The 20,378-nt window shown below is 53.6% G+C and carries 15 protein-coding genes; 4 read left to right on the top strand and 11 right to left on the bottom strand.

Going from position 1 to position 20,378, the window contains the following annotated elements; genetic code table 11:
• Positions 1–137: 137 nt before the first annotated feature.
• Genes ABF287_RS05355 through ABF287_RS05375 form a run of 5 tightly spaced genes read right to left on the bottom strand, consistent with a single transcriptional unit; the run spans position 138 to position 7,617 of the window.
• Positions 138–875 (bottom strand): SprT family zinc-dependent metalloprotease, encoded by a 738-nt coding sequence (locus ABF287_RS05355; RefSeq protein ID WP_347183982.1) that lies wholly within the window; start codon positions 873–875, stop codon positions 138–140.
• Positions 862–3,924 carry a type I restriction endonuclease subunit R gene (locus tag ABF287_RS05360; RefSeq protein ID WP_347183983.1) on the bottom strand — a complete coding sequence of 1,021 codons (3,063 nt, stop codon included), beginning with the start codon at positions 3,922–3,924 and terminating at the stop codon, positions 862–864. Before ABF287_RS05360 ends, ABF287_RS05355 begins: the two co-directional genes overlap by 14 nt.
• Positions 3,925–3,957: 33 nt before the next feature.
• The gene (locus ABF287_RS05365; RefSeq protein ID WP_347183984.1) at positions 3,958–5,169 is read right to left on the bottom strand and encodes a restriction endonuclease subunit S; all 1,212 of its coding nucleotides are present in this window, start codon (positions 5,167–5,169) and stop codon (positions 3,958–3,960) included.
• Positions 5,166–5,972, bottom strand: coding sequence for a hypothetical protein (locus tag ABF287_RS05370; RefSeq protein ID WP_347183985.1), 807 nt, complete (start codon positions 5,970–5,972; stop codon positions 5,166–5,168). The genes ABF287_RS05365 and ABF287_RS05370 overlap by 4 nt, the downstream gene beginning before the upstream one ends.
• Positions 5,956–7,617 carry a type I restriction-modification system subunit M gene (locus tag ABF287_RS05375; protein ID WP_347183986.1) on the bottom strand — a complete coding sequence of 554 codons (1,662 nt, stop codon included), beginning with the start codon at positions 7,615–7,617 and terminating at the stop codon, positions 5,956–5,958. Before ABF287_RS05375 ends, ABF287_RS05370 begins: the two co-directional genes overlap by 17 nt.
• A 292-nt stretch (positions 7,618–7,909) precedes the next feature.
• Between ABF287_RS05375 and ABF287_RS05380 the strand changes: the two genes are divergently transcribed.
• Together ABF287_RS05380 and ABF287_RS05385 are read left to right on the top strand one after the other, a co-directional pair.
• On the top strand, positions 7,910–9,145 hold the full coding sequence (locus ABF287_RS05380) for a hypothetical protein (protein ID WP_347183987.1): 1,236 nt from the start codon (positions 7,910–7,912) through the stop codon (positions 9,143–9,145).
• Between the two features lie 194 nt (positions 9,146–9,339).
• Complete coding sequence (locus ABF287_RS05385; RefSeq protein WP_347183988.1) at positions 9,340–10,509, top strand: reverse transcriptase family protein; 1,170 nt, start codon at positions 9,340–9,342, stop codon at positions 10,507–10,509.
• Between the two features lie 686 nt (positions 10,510–11,195).
• On the opposite strand, the gene ABF287_RS05390 is transcribed toward ABF287_RS05385, so the two are convergent.
• On the bottom strand, positions 11,196–13,472 hold the full coding sequence (locus ABF287_RS05390; protein WP_347183989.1) for an adenosylcobalamin-dependent ribonucleoside-diphosphate reductase: 2,277 nt from the start codon (positions 13,470–13,472) through the stop codon (positions 11,196–11,198).
• Between the two features lie 113 nt (positions 13,473–13,585).
• Between ABF287_RS05390 and ABF287_RS05395 the strand changes: the two genes are divergently transcribed.
• On the top strand, positions 13,586–14,005 hold the full coding sequence (locus tag ABF287_RS05395; RefSeq protein WP_347183990.1) for a DUF1489 domain-containing protein: 420 nt from the start codon (positions 13,586–13,588) through the stop codon (positions 14,003–14,005).
• A 12-nt stretch (positions 14,006–14,017) separates the two neighbouring features.
• Here the strand turns inward: ABF287_RS05395 and hisG are convergent, their stop codons facing one another.
• The 3 genes from hisG to hisS are packed head-to-tail and all read right to left on the bottom strand — an operon-like array spanning position 14,018 to position 17,312.
• Positions 14,018–14,716, bottom strand: a complete 699-nt coding sequence (hisG, locus tag ABF287_RS05400) for an ATP phosphoribosyltransferase (protein ID WP_347183991.1) — start codon at positions 14,714–14,716, stop codon at positions 14,018–14,020.
• Positions 14,713–15,813 carry an ATP phosphoribosyltransferase regulatory subunit gene (locus ABF287_RS05405; RefSeq protein ID WP_347183992.1) on the bottom strand — a complete coding sequence of 367 codons (1,101 nt, stop codon included), beginning with the start codon at positions 15,811–15,813 and terminating at the stop codon, positions 14,713–14,715. Before ABF287_RS05405 ends, hisG begins: the two co-directional genes overlap by 4 nt.
• Positions 15,813–17,312: a histidine--tRNA ligase gene (gene hisS, locus ABF287_RS05410; RefSeq protein WP_347183993.1), complete on the bottom strand. Its 1,500-nt coding sequence runs from the start codon at positions 17,310–17,312 to the stop codon at positions 15,813–15,815. Before hisS ends, ABF287_RS05405 begins: the two co-directional genes overlap by 1 nt.
• A 184-nt stretch (positions 17,313–17,496) precedes the next feature.
• Here hisS and ABF287_RS05415 point away from each other — a divergent pair, with 184 nt between their 5' ends.
• Positions 17,497–17,733 carry a SlyX family protein gene (locus tag ABF287_RS05415; protein WP_347183994.1) on the top strand — a complete coding sequence of 79 codons (237 nt, stop codon included), beginning with the start codon at positions 17,497–17,499 and terminating at the stop codon, positions 17,731–17,733.
• A gap of 47 nt (positions 17,734–17,780) precedes the next feature.
• On the opposite strand, the gene ABF287_RS05420 is transcribed toward ABF287_RS05415, so the two are convergent.
• Positions 17,781–18,356, bottom strand: coding sequence for a hypothetical protein (locus ABF287_RS05420; protein ID WP_347183995.1), 576 nt, complete (start codon positions 18,354–18,356; stop codon positions 17,781–17,783).
• Positions 18,357–20,378, bottom strand: a 2,022-nt coding sequence (gene dnaE / locus ABF287_RS05425; RefSeq protein WP_347183996.1) for a DNA polymerase III subunit alpha, incomplete at its 5' end; no start/stop codon positions are given. It abuts the gene before it with no gap.

Below are 20,378 nucleotides of genomic sequence, written 5' to 3' on the forward strand. Positions count from 1 at the left end.
TCAGCTTGCGGAGATTTCTCAGCATCTGGACGTTGACAAGAAGGCAGACGATCGACGCTCCCCAAATTGATTGATCAATCACTGACATACAATCTCCTATATCTTGACGTCGGAATCCGCATGGGCGCTCCAGCTTATTAGATCTTTGTTTCAAATGAGTGCTCATAAGCAAGCGGCAGTGAATTCAAGTCTGCCCGAATTTGCCGCCAAGTCGGCATCTGTCGATCCAAAACCTCGATGAAGGCGCTATCGTGACGTGGAGAAATGAAATGCGCAAGTTCGTGCAAGACGATGTAGTCGAGACACTGGAGTGGCTTTTTCCCAAGGTCGAAATTGATCCAAATGGTTCCATTATCTGGATTGCAGCTGCCCCACTTTGTCTTCATGCGCCGGACCCCCCACCGCGGCATCGCAACACCAAGCCTTTCAGCCCACCTTTCGATGCGCGGCTTAGCCTTTTCCTTCAGGTTTGCTCGATACCAATCCTCAAGCCAAACTTTTCGGCTCTCTACACTTGCGTGCTTAGGGACGCGCATCAACAATCGGCCACCCGGGGACAACTCGACTGAATGGCTGCGCAAATCGGTCGTCTTTAACTGAAGTCTCATGGCGCGCCCAAAAACATAGTGGGTTTCGCCCGAAACGAACATTCTCTGTGGCTCACGTTCTTGGTTGGCGAATTCACGCTGCTTGTTCTTGATCCAGTTAAGCTTGGTCAGAAGTGCAATCCGGACAGCGTCGTTGCTGATGCTCGGCGGTGCCGCGACGCGAACACGACCACCAGGAGGATAGACCCCAATATGCAAGTTCTTGATGTTCTTTCGAACAACCTCAACTGCCAGTCCAGCAACCTCAATGGTTTCAGTATTCGTCATTTGAGCGAACAATATCAAAGATGCGTTTCAGCGTGCTCTCGTCGGTCAGCGGTTCTGAAAGGCGGCGCTTCAACATCCGTTCTTTCATTTTGTTGCCCCGCCAACCTGCTTGAGCGGTATCCCGAATGAGCTGATCTATTTCCAAAGCCAAGTTTTCGTTTTGGCTAAGATTATCAAACAAGGACTTTTGACCAACAGTCGAGATCGTCGCCGGATAATCCACTCCATGTCCAGCCTTTGCTTGCTTAACGAGTTCAGCGATCTTTTCTAAATATTCGGCATATTCAATTGCGTCATCTCTACGCTTCTGCACGAGATCGGACAGCAAGGCAGACATACGCTCATAGAATTTGGGGTTCACGGGCGTTTCGTCGATGATCAACCGCCGCACGTTGTTCTCGATGGCCTCGGCAACATTTTCCCGTTTCCCACCCAAATTCGGTGGCAGGTCGTCCGCAGCTGCAGCTCCCTTGCTGACGATCAGATCAATCAAACTGATATCATCCAAATGAGAAATTACTTCGGAGTCCTCTGCTTTAATGTAGCTGTCAATGAGATGCCGCATTGCAGGCTCAAATAGCTTCAAGTCAACAGCATCGCCGCTGTGAAGACGAACGGCATCACGAATTGCCAACGCTCTCTCAACTTCGTTGCGATACTGAGCGAGCTCCAGATCGTTGACGCCAGAAGCCGCTGGGTCTTCCGCAACTGATGCGAAGGTCCGAGCATAGCTGCCTGACAACTTGTAGAGCGCTTGCCGCCGGCGCGCTTTCTCATCTGCGTCGGGATCGTTTTCTATCCCGTGGGGGCTGGAGAAGTAGTCGTATATCTCGTCATCGCCTTTAGGCTGTTCGACGGGATCAAGCAAAGCAAACCAAGCATCCCTCGCGGAGTTAAGATCGTCTCCCGCCTTTTCGGCCCGATTGGAGATCAGCCCTTTGACATCCTCAGCGTCGAAAGTGTCGAACGCCTCCGAAGTATAGTCATCCACAGCATTCTCGATGTTCTTGAACAGGTCCTTGTAGTCGACGACATAGCCATAATCCTTGTCTACGCCGTCAAGTCGATTCACTCTGCATATCGCTTGGAAAAGCCCGTGATCACGCATCTGCTTGTCGATGTAGATATAAGTCGCGGTAGGCGCATCAAAACCGGTCAGCAACCGGCTGACCACGATCAGCAGCTTCATCTGTGCAGGCTCTTTGCGGAATTTCCGCAGCGCTTCCTCTTCATACGCCTCCTCATCAACTCCGAGCTCTGTCATCAGCTGGTCATAGACCTTGTAGACGTACTGTTTGTCAGTTTCACCCATGCCGGCCTCTTCACCGGTGAGCTCCGAGGCTGAGCGTTTGTAGGAAGTGACGATCGCACATTTCTTTGCCAAGTCAGAACCGGAATTCCGGAAAATCTTGAAAAACTTGCACGCTTCGGGAATAGACCCGGCCACAAGCATCGCGTTGCCTCGACCTGCTTTCAACCGCGGCTTCAGCTCCATATCCATAATGATATCTTTGGCGATTTGATCCAGGCGGTCCTTGCTGGATAGAACGCGCTGCAACGTGCCCCAGCGTTGTTTCAATGTCGCTTTCGCAACCGGCGTCAGCCCTTTGGTCTTGGCCTCAAACCACTCGTCAATCTTCTTGGGTGAACTCACACGCTGGTCGATATCGCGCGCTTCGTAGCGGAGGTCCAATACCACTTTGTCCTCGACCGCTTCGTCAAACCGGTAGGGTTTGCCAATATAGGGGCCGAAAACCTCAAGCGATGTCGATTTGTCGGACTGCAACAACGGTGTCCCCGTAAAACCGATGAACATTGCGTCGGGCAGGATCTGGCGCATCGCTTTTGCAAGCTTGCCCGACTGCGTCCTGTGCGCTTCGTCGATGAAAACATAGAAATCACCAACAGGGGCGCCGTGCTTTGAGGTCTGAATGCTCGCAATCAGCTCGTCCAGTTCGCCTTCTTCACGCTTGCCGAACTTATGCACCAGAGAGCTGACCACCCGGTCCGTGGGATCCCCAAGCGCAGCCAACAGATCTGCCCCGCTTTTGGCGCGTCGCACTTTGTCACCGGTATTGCCGAAAACCATCTCGATCTGCTCATCCAGCTCTTTGCGGTCAGTGATGACGAGAATGCGCCCGTCAGGAAGCGTCTCGCGGATCCACCGCGCCAGCATCACCATGATCAGGCTCTTGCCCGATCCTTGGGTCTGCCAAATGATCCCGCCCTTGCGCCCACGCACACGCTCACGCGCGGCCTTCACTGCGAAATACTGGTTCGGGCGGGCGATCTTCTTGATCCCTGCATCAAACAGGATGAAATCGTGCACCAGCTCCAGGAACCGCGCGGGTGCCATCATCTGCGTCACATCGCGATCCAACCGATTGATGATCTCGCTGTCTTCCTTCCAGGCCAGCCAATAGGGCTGCGGCGTCTGGATCGCACCATAGCGCAGGCCTTCGCTGTCATTGCCGGCATAGGTGAACTGCACGGTGGTAAAGAAATGCCGGATGAACTCGGGCCGCTGGTTGTCGAGCGTTTGGCGAATGCCCTCGCCCACGCCCACAGTCGATTTCTTCAGCTCGACCACACCCAGCGCGATGCCGTTCACATACAGCACCAGATCGGGCCGCTTGTTATAGGCTTTGGCATCCTTGCCCTCGATGGCGACCTCTTCGGCCACGCCCATGTGGTTGGCTGCCGGATCACTCCAATCAACGAACTGCACCGTTACCGGTGCCTCGCCGGGGCCGGGGGTGACCTGCACGCCGAAACGCAGCATCTCGTAAAAGGCCATGTTGGCCTCGTAAAGCTTCACACCATCCATCCGCGCCGCGCGTTTCAGCTCGGCAATGGCTTTGGTCACCACGTCCGGATCATATTTGCGAGAGAGCAGCCAGGGGCGCAGGTATTCCTCTTCGACGTTGGCGTTGCCTGCCCGCTTGTGCCAATCGCCAAGGTAGTCCCAACCGAGGTTGTCGGGCCCGCGCGCGAGCAGATCAAGCATCCGTTCTTGCGTCTTGCGTTCCGGTTCGCCGATCTCACTCATTACGTTGTCCTCAAATGGTTTTTGTTCAAATACTCACACCAGCCTGATCCGGCCGGTCAAAAGGTTCTGCATCATCCCCTCTTTCACCTGCCGCGCTTTGACGAGACGGGTTTCGAGGGCTTGGATTTCGGCGTCCATGTCCGACAAAATCGTCCCAATCTCAACTTGCTCTTGCAGGGTTGCCGGCATGTTCAAAGTGCAGCGTTCAAATACTGAGTTGAGCAAGTGCGTTTGGTTCACGCCGTCATCAAACGCCAGAAAATATTTATTGCGATTGAGGATGTGAAAGAGAAATCTGGGGTCTTGTTCAATGTTGGGCCGCAATATGCAAATTCGTTGATTTACAGCATATCGATCATTCTCCTGCACCAAAAATGCTTTCGCCAAAGCTCGACCATTTGGCAAATCGCTCATGACAAGTAAGATGTCATCCTTTCGGGCGGGAGAAACGCACTTGCTGCAAAATTTTGCGACATCGCCATCAGTTGAGATGAACTTAGAATTCACGCAGATGAAATTTCCGAGCGGATCGATGTAGGGTTCATGTGCCTTGCCTGAAGAAAATCGACAAATGTCAAATAACGGCTTGCTCACCCACTCCCCCGAGAACCCCGGAAGGCGGCGTTTGGCGGTGAGGAGGTCCTGCATCGCGCCCTGTTTGATCAGGCGCTTCTTGGCAATCAACCGCTCCAGCCCCTCAATCAACCCATCCGCATCCGAAAGCGCCTCGGCAATGGCTTGTTGTTCCTTGGGGTCGTCAGGCAGGGGGAACTCAATACTTTTCAGGTCTGTGCTACTAATCGCGGGTAGTGCTGTGGATGAGACTAAACCACCGAGCGCGAAGCTTTGAAAATGGGCGAGTATCAAATCGCGCGAAATCTCTGGGGCCGACAGGACAAACGCCGCCATATTGTTGTCGAGGCAGCTTGATTGGTCGATGATCCTCTTACGTTCGAGAAATATCGCAGCACCAATTTTAGCAAACGCGATAGCACCTTCCGGAAGAAGTCGAGCGCCCAACTTCCTGCGCGTTTCCTCGGCAATATAATGGTTGGCTCGGTTCAAAGTGCGTTCGTTGCCCGGATTGCTGAAATCCGAGACCTTGAAGAATGGAAGATTACCGGAAGTATTGCCCTGATAAACGAGAGGAAAGCCTGATCCACTTAGGAAAGAGCCAACATCGGCCAACCGCACAAGTGACCAACCTCTGGGCAAGACCGAAGCTTTTTCGATCGTGGCCGTCATGCTGTAAAGCCCATGTTGAGAAGGTGAGCATTGACCTTAGATGCTACGCATTCGATGTCGTCGGTGAGCTTCGGCAACGTTTGCCCATACCGCTCAGTCAATACTCGCACCCGCGCGGTCAGTTGCTCGGTCCGCGCTTCAACCTCTGCCTCGATCACCTCGGTGATATCCGCCAGCCACTTGTCATCCACGACAAGCGCGCGGATCTCGCCCTCGGTCAACTCCGGGTATTTCTTCAGCGTCGCCTCGGTCAGCGCTTCCTCAGCTGCTTTCGCCGCCTTCTTGGCCGCTGCTTCGTCTTTCAACAGCTTCTCGGCTTTCTTCAGCAGTTTCGCCTCTTCCGCCTCTGCCTCACCCGATTTGATCCGCGCCTTGACCGACGCCGCGGTCAGCTTGCCCGCCTCTGTCAGTGCTTCAGCCAGCGACCCACCTTCGCCGCCATGCTCTTCGGTCAGTTCCTCAATCTCGCGCCCCAGCTCTTCGGCCTTGGCCTGCGCCGTATCCAGCGCGTCTTTCATATCCGCAAAGAACCGCGCCACGATCAGAGCGGGTGGAATGACATCGGCCACCAGCCGCACAGTCTGCTTGCCCTTCTTGACGGTCAAATCCGCCTCTTCCAGCCATTTGACCTTGCCGTCGCTGCTCTTTTCCGAGCGCGCCTCGCGCAGGTCCTTGGCCGCTGTCCAGCCGCCGCCCGCAATAATGAATACATCGTCCTGCATCGTCGCGGCCCAATAGGCCATGAGCCGCTGATAGGCCTCGTATTTGTCAACCAAGGGTGCCGCGTCAAAGCGGATCAGCATATCCTCGGCGACGGTTTTGATCAGCGCCTTGGGGTGGTCGCCCTGTTGGATGCCATGCAGAGCATCGGTGTGCGCCGTGGCCCAACCGCCCAGAATGTCTGTGTATTGTGGTGCGAAAGGCCTTGAACTCGGGATGCTGACGGATGGTGCTGCGCACCTCCTCGGGTTCGATCAGAGGATCCGAGTAGCCCGCGCGCGGGTTCGGCCCGAACAGAGTGGCGCGCAGGGTCGGCATGACGTCCCAAATGGCGCTGAGAGCGTCGATGTCCCGGTTGGGCACGCCGCCCTTCAGATGCGCCTCGATATCCTGCAGGTCTTCAGGTTCGGACCCGTCGATGTAGCGCGGGATGTTGAGGTTAAAGTCGTTGCGTATGATTTCGTTGAATGGAACCAGCCGCGCGTAACCTGCGATTTCCTCTTGCCGTGCAAAGGCATCGACGACCTTGTGAATATCACGTTCCCGCAGCCGGTTTTTGTTGCCGTCCTTGATGAAGCCTTTTGAGGCGTCGATCATGAAGATCGGGCGCTTGTCGCTCGCCCCCGCCTTGTCCAGAACAATGATCGAGGCAGGAATGCCAGTGCCGTAGAACAGGTTGGCAGGCAGGCCGATGATGCCCTTGATATAGCCGCGCTTTAGGATCTTTTCGCGCAGCTTCGCCTCTGCATTGCCGCGGAAGAGGACGCCGTGGGGCAGAATGACAGCACCGGAGCCGGTCGCTTTCATCGACGCAAGGATGTGAAGCAGAAACGCAAAGTCGCCGTTTTTCTCCGGCGGCATGCCGTCTTCGAAGCGGCCGTATTTCGTGTCTTCAGTCAGGCCCGCAGACCAAGCCTTGGCCGAGAATGGCGGGTTGGCGACGACGAAGTCAAAGGTTTGGAGTTTGTGGTCACCCGCACGGAAATGTGGATCGGCAATCACGTCACCTTGCGCAACTTCGGCCGTCGCGCGGTTGTGCATGATCATGTTCATGCGGGCGAGGCCACGGGTCGCAATGTCCATTTCCTGCCCAAAGATTGAAATTTCAATGGGAGCCATGTCAGCCGCTTTGAGCAGTAAGGATCCTGAGCCACAAGCAGGGTCATAAACTGTCTGCTTCGGGCTATTGGCGCGACCGACTCCCGCGACCGAGGCCACGATGCGCGAAACTTCCGCAGGTGTGTAAAACTGCCCTTTGCTCTTACCGGACTCTGTCGCGAAGTTACGCATCAAGTATTCGTAGGCGTCGCCCAGAATGTCGTCCCCGTCGGCGCGGTTTCTTGTGAAGTTCAGCTCCTCGCGACTGAAAATGTTGATCAACGATGTGAGTGTATTGATCATCTTCTGCCCACGGCCGAACTTCTCGGCATCGTTGAAGAATGCGCGATCGATGACACCGCTTAGATCGTTTTCCTCTGCAATCTTGGCTATGACCGTGTCCATACCTTCGCCGACATTCTTCGTGCCGCGTAGACGCTTCATATCTTCAAAGGTGCAGCCCTTCGGGACTTCGATCAGCGCATCTGGCTGACCCGAGCGGTCCGACACGTATTTCACGAACAAGAGCGTAAGGATGTAATCTTTGTAGAGCGAGGCATCCATGCCCCCACGGAGCTGATCACAGCTCTCCCAGAGGGAACGATAAATGTCACTTTTTTTGATAGCCATTGGAACCCTCCGGGTGACTTGTTGGTCACTCTTTTTTCAATTTTTCATTCACTCGTTGAAACAAGAGCATTTTTCAGCACATTCCTCAAGCGACATACAACTCAAAAGTGCGAGCAACTGACAAGTCCGGTCGCATCTCAACCCAGTCATCGGGTCTTGTAGTCTCCGAAGAATTCCGCCAAGCTCGAGTTGGAACTCTTGCACACTCCCTCACTGGTTGCACAGTTTTAGCGATGTCATCAGATATCAAGAATTAGTTCAAATTATTGTAGAACGGACGCGGGAAAAGAAATTGAGTCTACGACAATACAGTGAACATGAAATCGCATGGTTAAATCAATTCGAAGAAGATATAGATCTTGCCACCTATCTTCTAAATAGCGTTCGCAGAGTTGGCGCCGATGAATTTCACGATTCCCTCCTAAACTTGATTGAAGAACGTGTGAAGGCGAGTGGGCAGCCGGTCGGGCTCTATGCCGAACGGAGCATCCGAAAGTTTAGGGGGCAACCAAATCGCCTATTCAAAGAAAAAAAGGGAAAAGTAAAAACTGCTCATGGAATGGGCCCCAAGCCTGTTCAGCCCGAAAACAACAAATACCCTGAAACCGGCAGTGAAGGCATTGTCGCAAATATTATAACCCAGTTTGTTCGCAGCAATCGCCAGCTTGCTTTTGACCACCCTGGACCTGACTTAATTCGTGAAAAAAAGATACGTCGCTTCATCTTGGTAACTGATTTCATCGGATCAGGGTGCCAATCTGCTCGCTATCTCCAGTCAGCTTGGCGCATTTCCTCTGTAAAAAGCTGGAATTCGGGGAAGTTTTTGGATTTCGAAGTCGTCGCGTTCTCAGCTTCTCAAACAGGAAAATCTAAACTCGAAAAGCATCCCTCGAAACCAAAGGTATCGATAGTTGAAGCTTGCCCAACGGTTTTCGATTTTGATCGGTATGGCGATACGCACACAGTCGAGCTCTGTTTGAAGTATGGCCCAAAGGACACTGAGTGTCGCTATATTCCGCGCCTCGGTCACTCAGAAATAGGTGCTCTTATCGCGTTTTCCCATGGAATGCCAAACAATGCACCAAGGTTATTTCACAAGAAGGGGCGGAAATGGACACCGCTCTTTATGGGCCGCGTAGTCAATACGGGTTCTATTGCACCGGAAGTCGAAAAACATATCAAAGCAAAAGCCAAGCTGGAAAAGATGCAGGAAGTCCGGCTGGCCGAATTGGCAGCTCAAAATGACTCAAAACCCGACGAAGTCCTATTCTCGCTCGTGCTTGCCGCTCTCAAAAAGAAGCCACGGTCAGCAATGGTTGTTTCGGCCAGGACCGGCTTAAGCATAGCAGAATGCGAAGATGTGCTTAAAAAATGTGCTCAGGCAGGTTGGATTGGTAACGGCAACACACTGACACCTAAGGCTCATACGGAGTTGAAATATCTCCAACGGCCAAAAAACACCTCAAAACAGCTTTTCAAGAAAGACAAACCTTATTACATTCCAACTCAGTTGAGAGCGCCGAAGTGACTTATTTAGAAAGCGCTGCCTGTTCAACTTGGCAGCAAATCGGTGAGTGCTCGAAAGAGCATTTAACCTCGGGTGAAGGAATCCCTAAGCCTGCGTCGAAGCACACTAACGCGTCAAACCACAAGCGAAGGCACGCTGACGTCGACGTCTCCTACGTGCCTCCGCTTGTCGTAGCCCCAGGGGGCTCGAAGTAAATGGAACCTTGGCGCTCTCAACACTTCAAAAAATTCGCAATAGGCAAAGGGGCGGATCCTCTTGTGGTTGACGCTTCTGTTGCTGTCGGTAGAGCCATTGTAACGAAGTCACCCAATTCCCCACCCCTCTTTAGCTTGAAGCATTTGGCTTACTCCGCAGATGTGAAGTATCGGGTTCTTCGCGAAGCTGTTGAACGCAAGACACCTGAAAGATACCGCATTTTCAAAATTCGAAAGCGCTCCGACCCACAGAGCAAAACTAAGAGATACAGAATAATCTGCGTCCCGGACCCTCAGCTCATGAAGGCGCAACGGTGGATAGCTCAAAACATTCTCCCACACGGCAGAACACATGATGCAAGTGTGGCTTACAAACGAAGTTCAAACATCGTTGATGCCGCCAGCCTCCACTGTGGCTGCAAGTGGCTGATCAAAATGGACATCGTCAACTTTTTTGAATCTGTCACAGAACAAACCATCTTTAAAGTTTTTCAAGAGATGGGCTACCAGCCGCTCGTTGCATTTGAGCTTGCACGCGTTTGCACGCGCAAAGGAGAGCCGACTTTTACGAGGAACCGAAGCTTCAAACGATGGCGAGCAAAGTATGGATCCCACACGACAATCCATTCATACAGTAATGTCGACATACTTGGTCATCTTCCCCAGGGGGCGCCTACAAGTCCGATGCTTGCAAATTTGGCAATGTATGACTTTGATCTGGCTGTAGAGAACATAGCTACCAATTTGGGCCTCACCTATACCAGATACGCGGATGATCTGACACTATCAACGGCATCTGACAACTTCAGCAGAGCTAAGGCCCAAGAAGCAGTTTCTCGGATTTATCGGACCGTCCAAGCATTTTCGTTCGAACCGAATTTTACAAAAACACAAATCGTCCCGCCGGGGGCTCGCCGTGTTGTTTTGGGCTTACTCGTAGATGGGGAACGCCCAAAACTCACTAAGCAATTCAGAGATCGATTGAGATTACATCTGCACCACATTGGCCCAAATGGAGCAGGTGCGCTCAAACACGCTGAGAGGAACCATTTTCAAAGTGTATTTGGCTTAAGGAACCACATTGAGGGCCTTATCTCATTCGCGCATTCCGTTGATCCGGATTATGCGAGAAATGCTTGGGAAGCGTTCAACAAAGCAAAATGGCCCTAAGTGGAGCCTACTGCTCAGTCTCTTAGCGACAGGTCCAGGCCCAACCGCTCGCCGTAGCGCGCATTTTGACGGCACTACGGGAGTATCGTGAGATACAACGAATTGAAGACGAGCGTAATGAGGATATACAAAGCTGTCATGCGCGGCTGTCAGCGATTGTAGAGCGGCTGGGTGGTAAACCACTCCGGTCGCACGATTTTTCGCTGACACAAGAGCCTGAAGCGACTTCAATGACGGTGCGCAAAGGTCCAACAACGTCAGTAAGACAGAAGTTACAGGACGAGTTTCAGGACATGTTCAGTATGGCTCCGCATCCACGTGGGTATGCATTTGAAAAGTTTCTGGGAAATTTTTGACGCTTGGGAACTTGATTCTCGAGGTGGCTTCCGAAATTCGGGCGAGCAGATTGATGGTTTGTTTGTTCACGACCATGAGGTGTATCTTCTGGACGCAAATATGAGCTAAGGAAACTCTTCTAAAAAAAGAAGGCCGCGACATCGAGAGTCGCGGCCTTCTTTTTTTGTTGATGAAGTTTAGAAAGATAAAAAGCCCATGCCCCAACACTCAGAAATCGCCACGCAGGAGCCGCGGCAAACTTTTAGTGGTCAGAATTGCATTTTAAGCTGGTCAAATTGCAGACTGTTGCTGGTTCTCACACGAACGAATTTCGTGGTCAGGCTGTCAGATCAACCGCACTTGGAGTGGCCGCAGGACGAGCATGTCATGCACCCTTCAACCATGCGCAATGAGTATTGGCCGCAAGACGAACAGGCTTTGCCTTTGGGCTGGCCTTGACCTGCATCCATTGCAACGACTTCAGCGTGCGGGTCGGTTTTGAGCCCCATACCTTCGCCTTCAATGAAGCCTGTCTCGATCAAATGCGTTTCAATTACGCCACCGATCGCCGCCAAGATGGACGGAATGTATTTGCCTTGGATCCAAGCGCCGCCGCGTGGGTCAAACACCGCTTTGAGTTCTTCCACCACGAAAGACACATCACCACCGCGACGGAACACAGCAGAAATCATCCGTGTCAACGCCACAGTCCACGCGAAGTGTTCCATGTTTTTGGAGTTGATGAAGATCTCAAACGGACGACGATGACCACCATGAACGGTGTCGTTGATCGTCACGTAAATCGCGTGCTCTGAGTCAGGCCATTTCAGTTTGTAGGTGTTGCCTTCAAGCTGTTGCGGACGTTCAAGTGGTTCAGCCAAGTACACAACTTCTGCACCGGTTTCTGTTTCTGGCGCTTTCTCAGATGTTTCTGAGACTGACAAAACAGAGCCTGTGACATCATTCGGGCGGTATGTCGTACAGCCCTTACAGCCAGAATCCCATGCTTCCATGTAGACCTCTTTGAAGTCATCAAATGAGATGTCTTCAGGGCAGTTGATGGTTTTGGAAATCGAGCTGTCGACCCATTTTTGTGCCGCCGCCTGCATGCGCACGTGATCAAGCGGCGCAAGCGTTTGCGCGTTGACGAAGTGCTCAGGCAATTCCGCATCCGCGCCGAACTTGTCGCGGTAGAGTTTCACTGCGTAATCAACGACTTCCTCTTCAGTGCGCGATCCGTCTTTTTGCAATACTTTGCGTGTGTAAGCGTAAGCAAACACTGGCTCGATGCCAGATGACACGTTGCCCGCGTACAAAGAAATTGTGCCTGTTGGCGCGATGGATGTCAGCAAAGCGTTGCGGATACCGTGTTTAGCAATCGCATCTTTGACGTCTTGGTCCATGTCTTTCAGTGAGCCAGACGCGAGGTATTTGTCCTTGTCAAACAGCGGGAATGCACCCTTTTCTTTCGCAAGCAAAGCAGAGCCCATGTAAGACGCACGCGCGATCATTTTGAGCCATTTTTCACAAGTGGCAGCCGCTTCTTCAGAACCGTAACGCTGACCGACCATCAACAATGCGTCGGCCAAACCTGTCACGCCAAGACCGATGCGGCGCTTGGCTTGGGCTTCTTGACGTTGAGCTTCGAGTGGGAAACGCGACGCATCCACAACGTTGTCCATCATGCGCACAGCTGTGCCGACAAGGTCGTACAAGGCTTTTTCGTCCATCGCAGCACCCGCTTCAAACGGGTCTTTGACCAAAGTCGCCAAGTTGATTGAACCAAGCAAACACGCACCATAGGGTGGCAAAGGCTGCTCACCACAAGGGTTGGTTGCGGCGATGGTTTCAACATAGTTGAGGTTGTTAAGCTTGTTGATGCGATCAATGAAAATCACACCTGGCTCGGCATACTCATAGGTGCCCTTCATGATCTTATTCCAAAGATCGACGGCATCTACGGTGTGGTAAATCTTGCCATCAAATTTCAAATCCCATGACCCGCCGGCTTTCACAGCTTCCATGAAATCATCGGTGATCAACACGGACAGGTTGAACATGCGCAAACGCGCGGAATCTTGTTTCGCTTCGATGAACTGCATCACATCAGGATGGTCACAGCGCATGGTCGCCATCATCGCGCCGCGGCGTGAACCTGCGGACATAATCGTGCGACACATCGCATCCCACACATCCATGAATGACAACGGACCAGAAGCATCCGCCGCCACACCAGACACGCCAGCGCCTTTCGGGCGAATCGTTGAAAAGTCGTAGCCAATGCCGCCACCTTGCTGCATCGTCAGGGCCGCTTCTTTGAGCATGTCAAAAATGCCGCCCATTGAGTCAGGCACAGTGCCCATCACGAAGCAGTTGAACAAAGTCACGGCGCGACCCGTGCCAGCACCCGCCAAAATGCGACCCGCAGGAAGGTACTTAAAACCCTCCAACGCATCATAAAATTTCGCTTCCCATGCCTCTGGATCTTTTTCAACAGCAGCCAAAGAACGCGCAACGCGGCGCCAACTGTCTTCTACGCTTTGATCGACGACAGCGCCATCAGCGTCCTTCAGTCGATATTTCATGTCCCAGATTTGTTCAGCAATAGGGGCAGCAAAGCGCGTCATATGGTTGGTCCGATCTTTTGCGAGTCGTTATGTGAAGGTCTGTGAAATACCCCAGCAACATGCTATGTGTCGAGGCAGAAAAAAAGAAAAATCACTACACCTAGGGGTTCACAGTGCCAGAACACATACATCTTGTGAAGCTTTGCGTGGGTGTTGATTCCTTCGATGACCTCAATAGTCGTATTTCAGCCACATCAAGCGATGCAACTGGTCACGTAACGCGCATGCGGCCTAAACAAGAGGCACAGTTGCTCAATGGCGGTTCACTCTATTGGGTCATCAAAGGTGTGATCCAAGCGCGCCAAGAGGTTCTTAGCCTAGATGAGGTCATCGGTCACGACGGAATTAAACGCTGTCGCATTGTTTTGGCCAAACCGCTGATCCGCACCCAAAACGCGCCGCGCCGCGCCTTCCAAGGCTGGCGCTACCTCAAACCTGAAGACGCGCCGGGCGACATGCCAAAAGGGCGCGAGACCGATGACGAACTGCCCCCAGAACTGGCGCAAAGCCTCGCTGACCTCGGGTTGTTCTAAGCGCGACCGCGCTTAGTGGTCGAGCTCAAGCCGTTTTCGCAATTCAGCCATAATCACACGATCTTCGTCCGACCAAATGGCCGTTCTGCTTTTGAACAATGTCGCTTGCGATTTATGCACTGGCTCGCAAGACAAGACCTTCAAATGGTTCGCGCGCAATGTGTCCCCCGTCGAGGTGATATCCGCGACAGCTTCTGCAGTGAGGTTTTTCACGGTGCCTTCGGTGGCCCCTTGCGAGTCGACCAACTGGTAGTCCGCCACGCCATGTTCTTTCAAATAGACGTGCACAAGGTGGTGGTACTTTGTGGCAATGCGCAGACGGAACCCATGGCGGGCCCGAAACGCGGCCGCAGCGGCGTCCAAATCATCCAATGTGTCCACATCAACCCATGTCTTTGGAACCGCGATAATCAAATCGGCATGCCCAAAGCCCATTTGAGCCAACTCACTCAGCTTGCGATCCCAGCTCACAAGCTTGTCGCGCACCAAGTCAGAACCGGTGACGCCTAAGTGAATGCGACCCGCCGCCAATTCGCGCGGAATCTCAGACGCCGACAACATGACCAACTCAATACCCTCGATGCCTTCAACAGCGCCAGAATATTCGCGCTCCGCACCGGTTTGCTTAAGCGTGATTCCGTGCGTCGCGAACCAATCAAAAGTTTTGTCCATCAACCGCCCTTTGGACGGGATACCAAGTTTGATTGTCATTGCGCATTCTCCTGAACCGCCAAAATCATCGCAGGGCGCATCACACCGCCAACCGCAGGGGTGGAACGTCCCTGCCCCAACATAGACGTCAATGTATCGTAGCGCCCACCTGTCGCAACGGGCGGCAAATCTGAGCGGCCTTCGACGTAAAACCCAAAGACAAACCCGTCGTAATATTCCATCGACGTGCGCCCATAAGACGTTTCAAAATCGAGGTTCTCAACATCGACCCCACGTGCATCCAGCGCATCAACGCGGGCCCGCAATTGGTTCACTGCAGGCAAGATCGCAGGCATATCAACAGAAATGTCGCGCAAGGCAGACAGCACATTTGGCACCGTTTCTTTGAGCGTCAAAATGTCGTTCAACAACTCGATTTCGGCGCCTGAAATGGGATCTTCTGCGGCGTCCGTAGACAAATCCATGACGCGTTCCAGAATCTCGGCTTCACTGCGCAATCCAATCGGCGGCGCGCTTTGGTTTGCCATATTTGTCCGCACGCGGTCGAAATTTTGTTCGCGAAGCTCTGTGCCGGCACTCGAATAGCGGTTCATCAGCGCACGAAAACGACGCGGCCGCCAAATGTGACGCAACAGGGCATTGCGACGGATTTCGGTGGTTTGCAACCCGCGCACGGCGGCCATCAAGATACCGATATCGCCCGTTGCGGCCCGCAAACCAAGCGGCGCAAGGATGTGGGAAAACTGCGCGAAGACTTCGGCATCAGCCGCAGCAGGATTGGAGCCATCGAAAATTTCGTACCCAACCTGAATATATTCTGCCGCGCGATCTGGCATGTCATCTTGCTTACGAAACACTTCGCCCGCGTAAGTATAACGCGCAGGATCAGCCTCGCTGTCCATATGCGTTTGCACGACGGGCACAGTGAAATCAGGTCGCAGCATCATTTCACCACGCGCCGGATCATTGGTCACATAGGCACGATGGCGAATGTCTTCACCGTAGAGATCCAAAAGGACTTCAGCAGGCAGCATGATGTCGGTTTCGACATCTGATGCCCCTTGGCTTTCGAAATAGGCTTTCAGACGTGCAGCTTCAGCACGCACACGGGCTTTGGAGATTTCTTTGATCGGCATCAGGAATACATCTCGATAATTTCGCGCACTTTCGCGATCATGTCGCCGCGCGGCACTTCGTACTGCGACGGACGTTCTTTCCATTCTTCAAGCGTGGCGTTTTCCGCCAATTTCGCGCCCAAAATCAGGTCTTTGATCTGAATGACACCGCGCTCTTGTTCGTCACCGCCTTGGATGATCGCAACGGGGCTTTCGCGTTTGTCGGCATATTTCAACTGGTTGCCAAAGTTCTTGGGGTTGCCCAAATACATTTCGGCGCGAATGCCAGCTTGGCGCAACTCAGTGACCATTTCCATGTAATCGCCGATGCGCGTTTTATCCATGACTGTGACCACAACCGGCCCTGCAGGCACGGTGCCCATGCGGCCTTTGGCGCGCAAAGCAGCCAGCAAGCGGTCCACACCAATGGACACGCCCGTTGCAGGCACTTCTTGGCCAGTAAAGCGCTTGACCAGATCGTCGTAACGACCACCGCCAGCGACAGAGCCAAAGTCGCGCACGCGGCCTTTTTCGTCTTCGATTTGAAAGGTCAGCTCGGCCTCATAGACAGGCCCAGTGTAGTACCCAAGACCCCGCACAACCGCAGGATCGATCACAATGCGGTCGGTGTTGTAGCCTTGCGCCGCCAGAAGATCAGCAATTTGGCGCAACTCGTCCACGCCTGTAACGCCCGTTTTGGACCCTTGGACCAATTCATCCAAACGCGCGATCGTGCCGGCGTTGTCGGCTTGGCGACCGTTCACAAAGCCCAAGATCAATTCGACCTGCGCGCGCTCAAGACCCGCACCATCGGTGAAATCGCCGCTTTCATCTTTGCGACCTTCGGTGAGCAGCGCCATCACGCCTGCATCGCCAAATTTGTCGTGCTTGTCGATGGTGCGCAAAACGATACCGCGCACAGAGGCGAATTCGTCCGTGTCAGGCAGCCCAGCGGCCTCTAGCACACCGTCCAACACTTTGCGGTTGTTCACGCGAATAATGTAGTCGCCGCGTGGAATGCCCACTTTTTCCAAAGTATCCGCAAGCATTGCACAAATTTCTGCGTCCGCTGCAACGCTTGGTGCGCCGACTGTGTCCGCATCACATTGGTAAAACTGGCGGAAACGACCTGGACCAGGCTTTTCATTGCGCCACACAGGCCCCATCGCAAAACGGCGGTAAGGCGACGGCAAATCATTGCGGTATTGCGCCGCAACACGTGCCAAAGGCGCGGTCATGTCATAGCGCAGCGCCATCCAGTCGCCCGGTTTTTCAAGGTCCGCATCCTCTTGCCACGCGAACACGCCTTCGTTGGGGCGATCCACGTCTGGCAGGAATTTACCCAAGGCTTCGACTGTCTCAACAGCAGAGGTTTCCAACGCCTCAAACCCGTACAAATGATACACTTCAGCGATCTGATCGAGCATCGCTTTGCGCTCGCTCACTTCAACGCCAAAGTAATCACGAAAGCCCTTTGGCGTGATGGCCTTTGGGCGTGGGGTCTTTTTAGGCTTTGCCATTGGGGCAGCTCCTGAGGTCTCACGGCACAGCTTTGCCCGCTGCACTTGTGGTTGCACTTGCGCGCGGCATAGCCCAAGGGGGGGATCAGAGCAAGCAATTGGCACGAATTGGGGGTGAAATCCCTGATGATTTCACCTAACTTACACATTGTTCAAACCTACGACCGCCCAAAGGACCTCGCATATGACCGAGAACACAAGCGACCAAGCCGCCGCCGAGACACGTCTTATGGCGCTCGAAGAACAGGTCGCGCATCTGGCCAAAACGATCGAAGAGCTGTCAGACGTCGTTGCACGCCAAGAACAGGTGATCGAGGTTTCGACCCGTCGTTTGACCATGTTGATGCAACGCGAAGCAGGTCGTGAAGCGGATGGTGGTGGCACTGTCGCCTTGGCAGACCAGCGCCCGCCACACTGGTAGGTCGCGCTGATCGTGCATGGTAGGAAAAGCCCTAAGGGCGCGATCGATTAATGCAATTCTTCGGTCACAACCGCGCCATCGTGCAACAGCAGCTCCATCCAGTCATCTGTGTCGCCAAACTGTTTGTAGACAGACACGAACGCCATGTTCTTTTCCAGCGCGCCAAGCTTGTTGGGCGGACACGGCTTTTTGCGCCCAACGCCGCACAGTTTGGACTTTAGAGCTTCGTATTTGGTATCGGCTTTCGTCCAAGGCGCCTTTGCGCGGGCTTTGGAATAGCGGTGGACTTCGTGCAGGCTCGGGGCGCCGAAAACAACCAAGGATGCCGTGACTTGACGGGCACAACCGTCTTCAAAGCCGGTGATATACTGCGTGCGCTGGGTCGTGCTTGTGGGATCGGTATCATACAGCCGCCAGACGGCACGGCCCTTACGCGGGAACTGATCCACGCGCTTGCCCATGTCTTTCTTAGGGGTTTCGCACGTGACCTTGAGCGTCCCGAACGGCAAGGCATTCCCCCGTGTCACGTTGGACGCGAAGCGTGGCTCATCTTTCAAAGATGGCAAAGCAATCTGACAGGCCGACAAGAGGGCGCAGATCGCCCCCCAAAAGATAAAGCGCAACTAGTAGTCCTCCACCATAACCACACCATCGAGCGACTTAATCGCGCCTTTGATTTCGGGGGTTATATGGAACGGTTTGTTGGCGTCAATCTCGACCTCACCGGGCAATCCATCGGCCATCAGGCAAAAACTGATCATGCCCTTGGGGCGGGTTTTAGCCTCTGCGGTCACGCGCGTTAAAAGGTCGTTCACTGTGCTCACAGCGCTCACTTCGTCGCAGAAAATCTTAAGCCCTGCGGCGCCCGCATCAGCCACGACGGTTTCCATCACAGCGACAGATCTGATCGTGGGATCAAACTGCCCGTCGTTGAACTTGGCCTCTAACGTGGCCACGACTTTGTCGGTTTTCTCAAACACCGCGCGGGCGGCCATCAGGTCTTCGACCTTACGCGCGAACATGGCGATGCCCGAAATTTGCCCTGTGCTGTCGGAAATATTCATCCGGAAATAGCGGTTGCCTTTGGATGATTTCATCTCGCGAAAGCCCGACACCATCACGCCCACTTGCACCGTGGCAGAGCCGTGTTGCTGCGCGAGCTTTTCTGCCTCAGCAATGGTTTTGACCTTCTTGCGTTTGAGCGCCGCTGCGTAGTCATCAAGCGGGTGGCCAGACAGGAAGAACCCGATGGCTTTTTGCTCTTCCATCAGGCGCTCAGAAGACACCCAATCATTAACGGGTGACAAGCGCGGCTCTGGCAAATCATCACCTGCCTCGCCAAACAAAGACACCTGATTGGACGCCTTTTGTTCATGGATCGCGGCCGAATATTGCACCAAGCCATCAAGACTGTCGAACACGCGACGGCGGTTGCTGTCGAGCTGATCAAAAGCACCAGCACGCGCCAGCATTTCCAGCGGGCGTTTGCCGACGCGTTTGATGTCCACGCGGCGCGCGAAATCAAACAGGGTCACGAAATCTTTGCCGCCTTTAACACGGGCATCCACGATCATCTGCATCGCATCGCCGCCAACGTTTTTCAACGCGCCCAGCGCATAGACCAGTTTTTGATCGACCACATCAAACGTCGCCAAAGAGCGGTTGATACAAGGCGGAATGATCTCGATATCCAAGCCGCGCTTCACCTCTTCGGCAAAGACCGACAGCTTGTCTGTGAGGTGGATATCGCAGTTCATCACGCCGGCCATGAACTCGACCGGATGGTTCGCTTTCAACCAGCCCGTTTGGTAGGACACCACCGCATAGGCCGCCGCGTGGGATTTGTTAAAGCCGTAGTTGGCGAATTTTTCCAAGAGGTCGAACACCTCAGAGGCTTTCTTGGCAGGCACGCCGTTTTTGGCTGCACCCTCTTCGAATTTAGGCCGCTCGGCGTCCATCGCCTCTTTGATCTTTTTACCCATCGCACGGCGCAGCAAGTCAGCGCCACCAAGCGAATAGCCCGCCATGACCTGTGCGATCTGCATCACCTGTTCTTGGTAAACGATGATGCCTTGGGTTTCGGCCAAGATGTGGTCAATTGTCGGGTGTACCGATTCCAATTCTTTGCGGCCGTGTTTCACATCACAATAGGTCGGGATGTTTTCCATCGGACCAGGACGATAGAGCGCCACAAGCGCCACGACGTCTTCGATACAGGTCGGCTTCATTTGGCGCAACGCAGACATCATGCCCGAGCTCTCAACCTGAAACACAGCGACTGTTTTGGCCGATGAATAGAGGTTGTAGGTTTTCTCGTCATCGAGCGGAATCAAGTTGATTTGGTTTTCACCACCCGTCGCAGGTTCATACAGCGTGTTGCCCGCCGCATCGACGTGCAAAGGCCGCCCGTTTTTGAAAATCAGGTTCATCGCCGATTGAATGACAGTCAGCGTTTTCAGACCCAAAAAGTCGAATTTCACCAAGCCTGCTTGCTCAACCCATTTCATGTTGAACTGCGTGGCCGGCATATCAGAGCGCGGATCTTGGTACAGCGGCACCAGCATATCGATGGGCCGATCGCCGATCACAACCCCCGCCGCGTGAGTAGACGCGTTGCGCAGCAAGCCTTCGACCTGTTGGCCATA

It is taken from the genome of Pacificibacter sp., from assembly GCF_039769035.1.
Classification (GTDB): Bacteria; Pseudomonadota; Alphaproteobacteria; order Rhodobacterales; family Rhodobacteraceae; genus Celeribacter.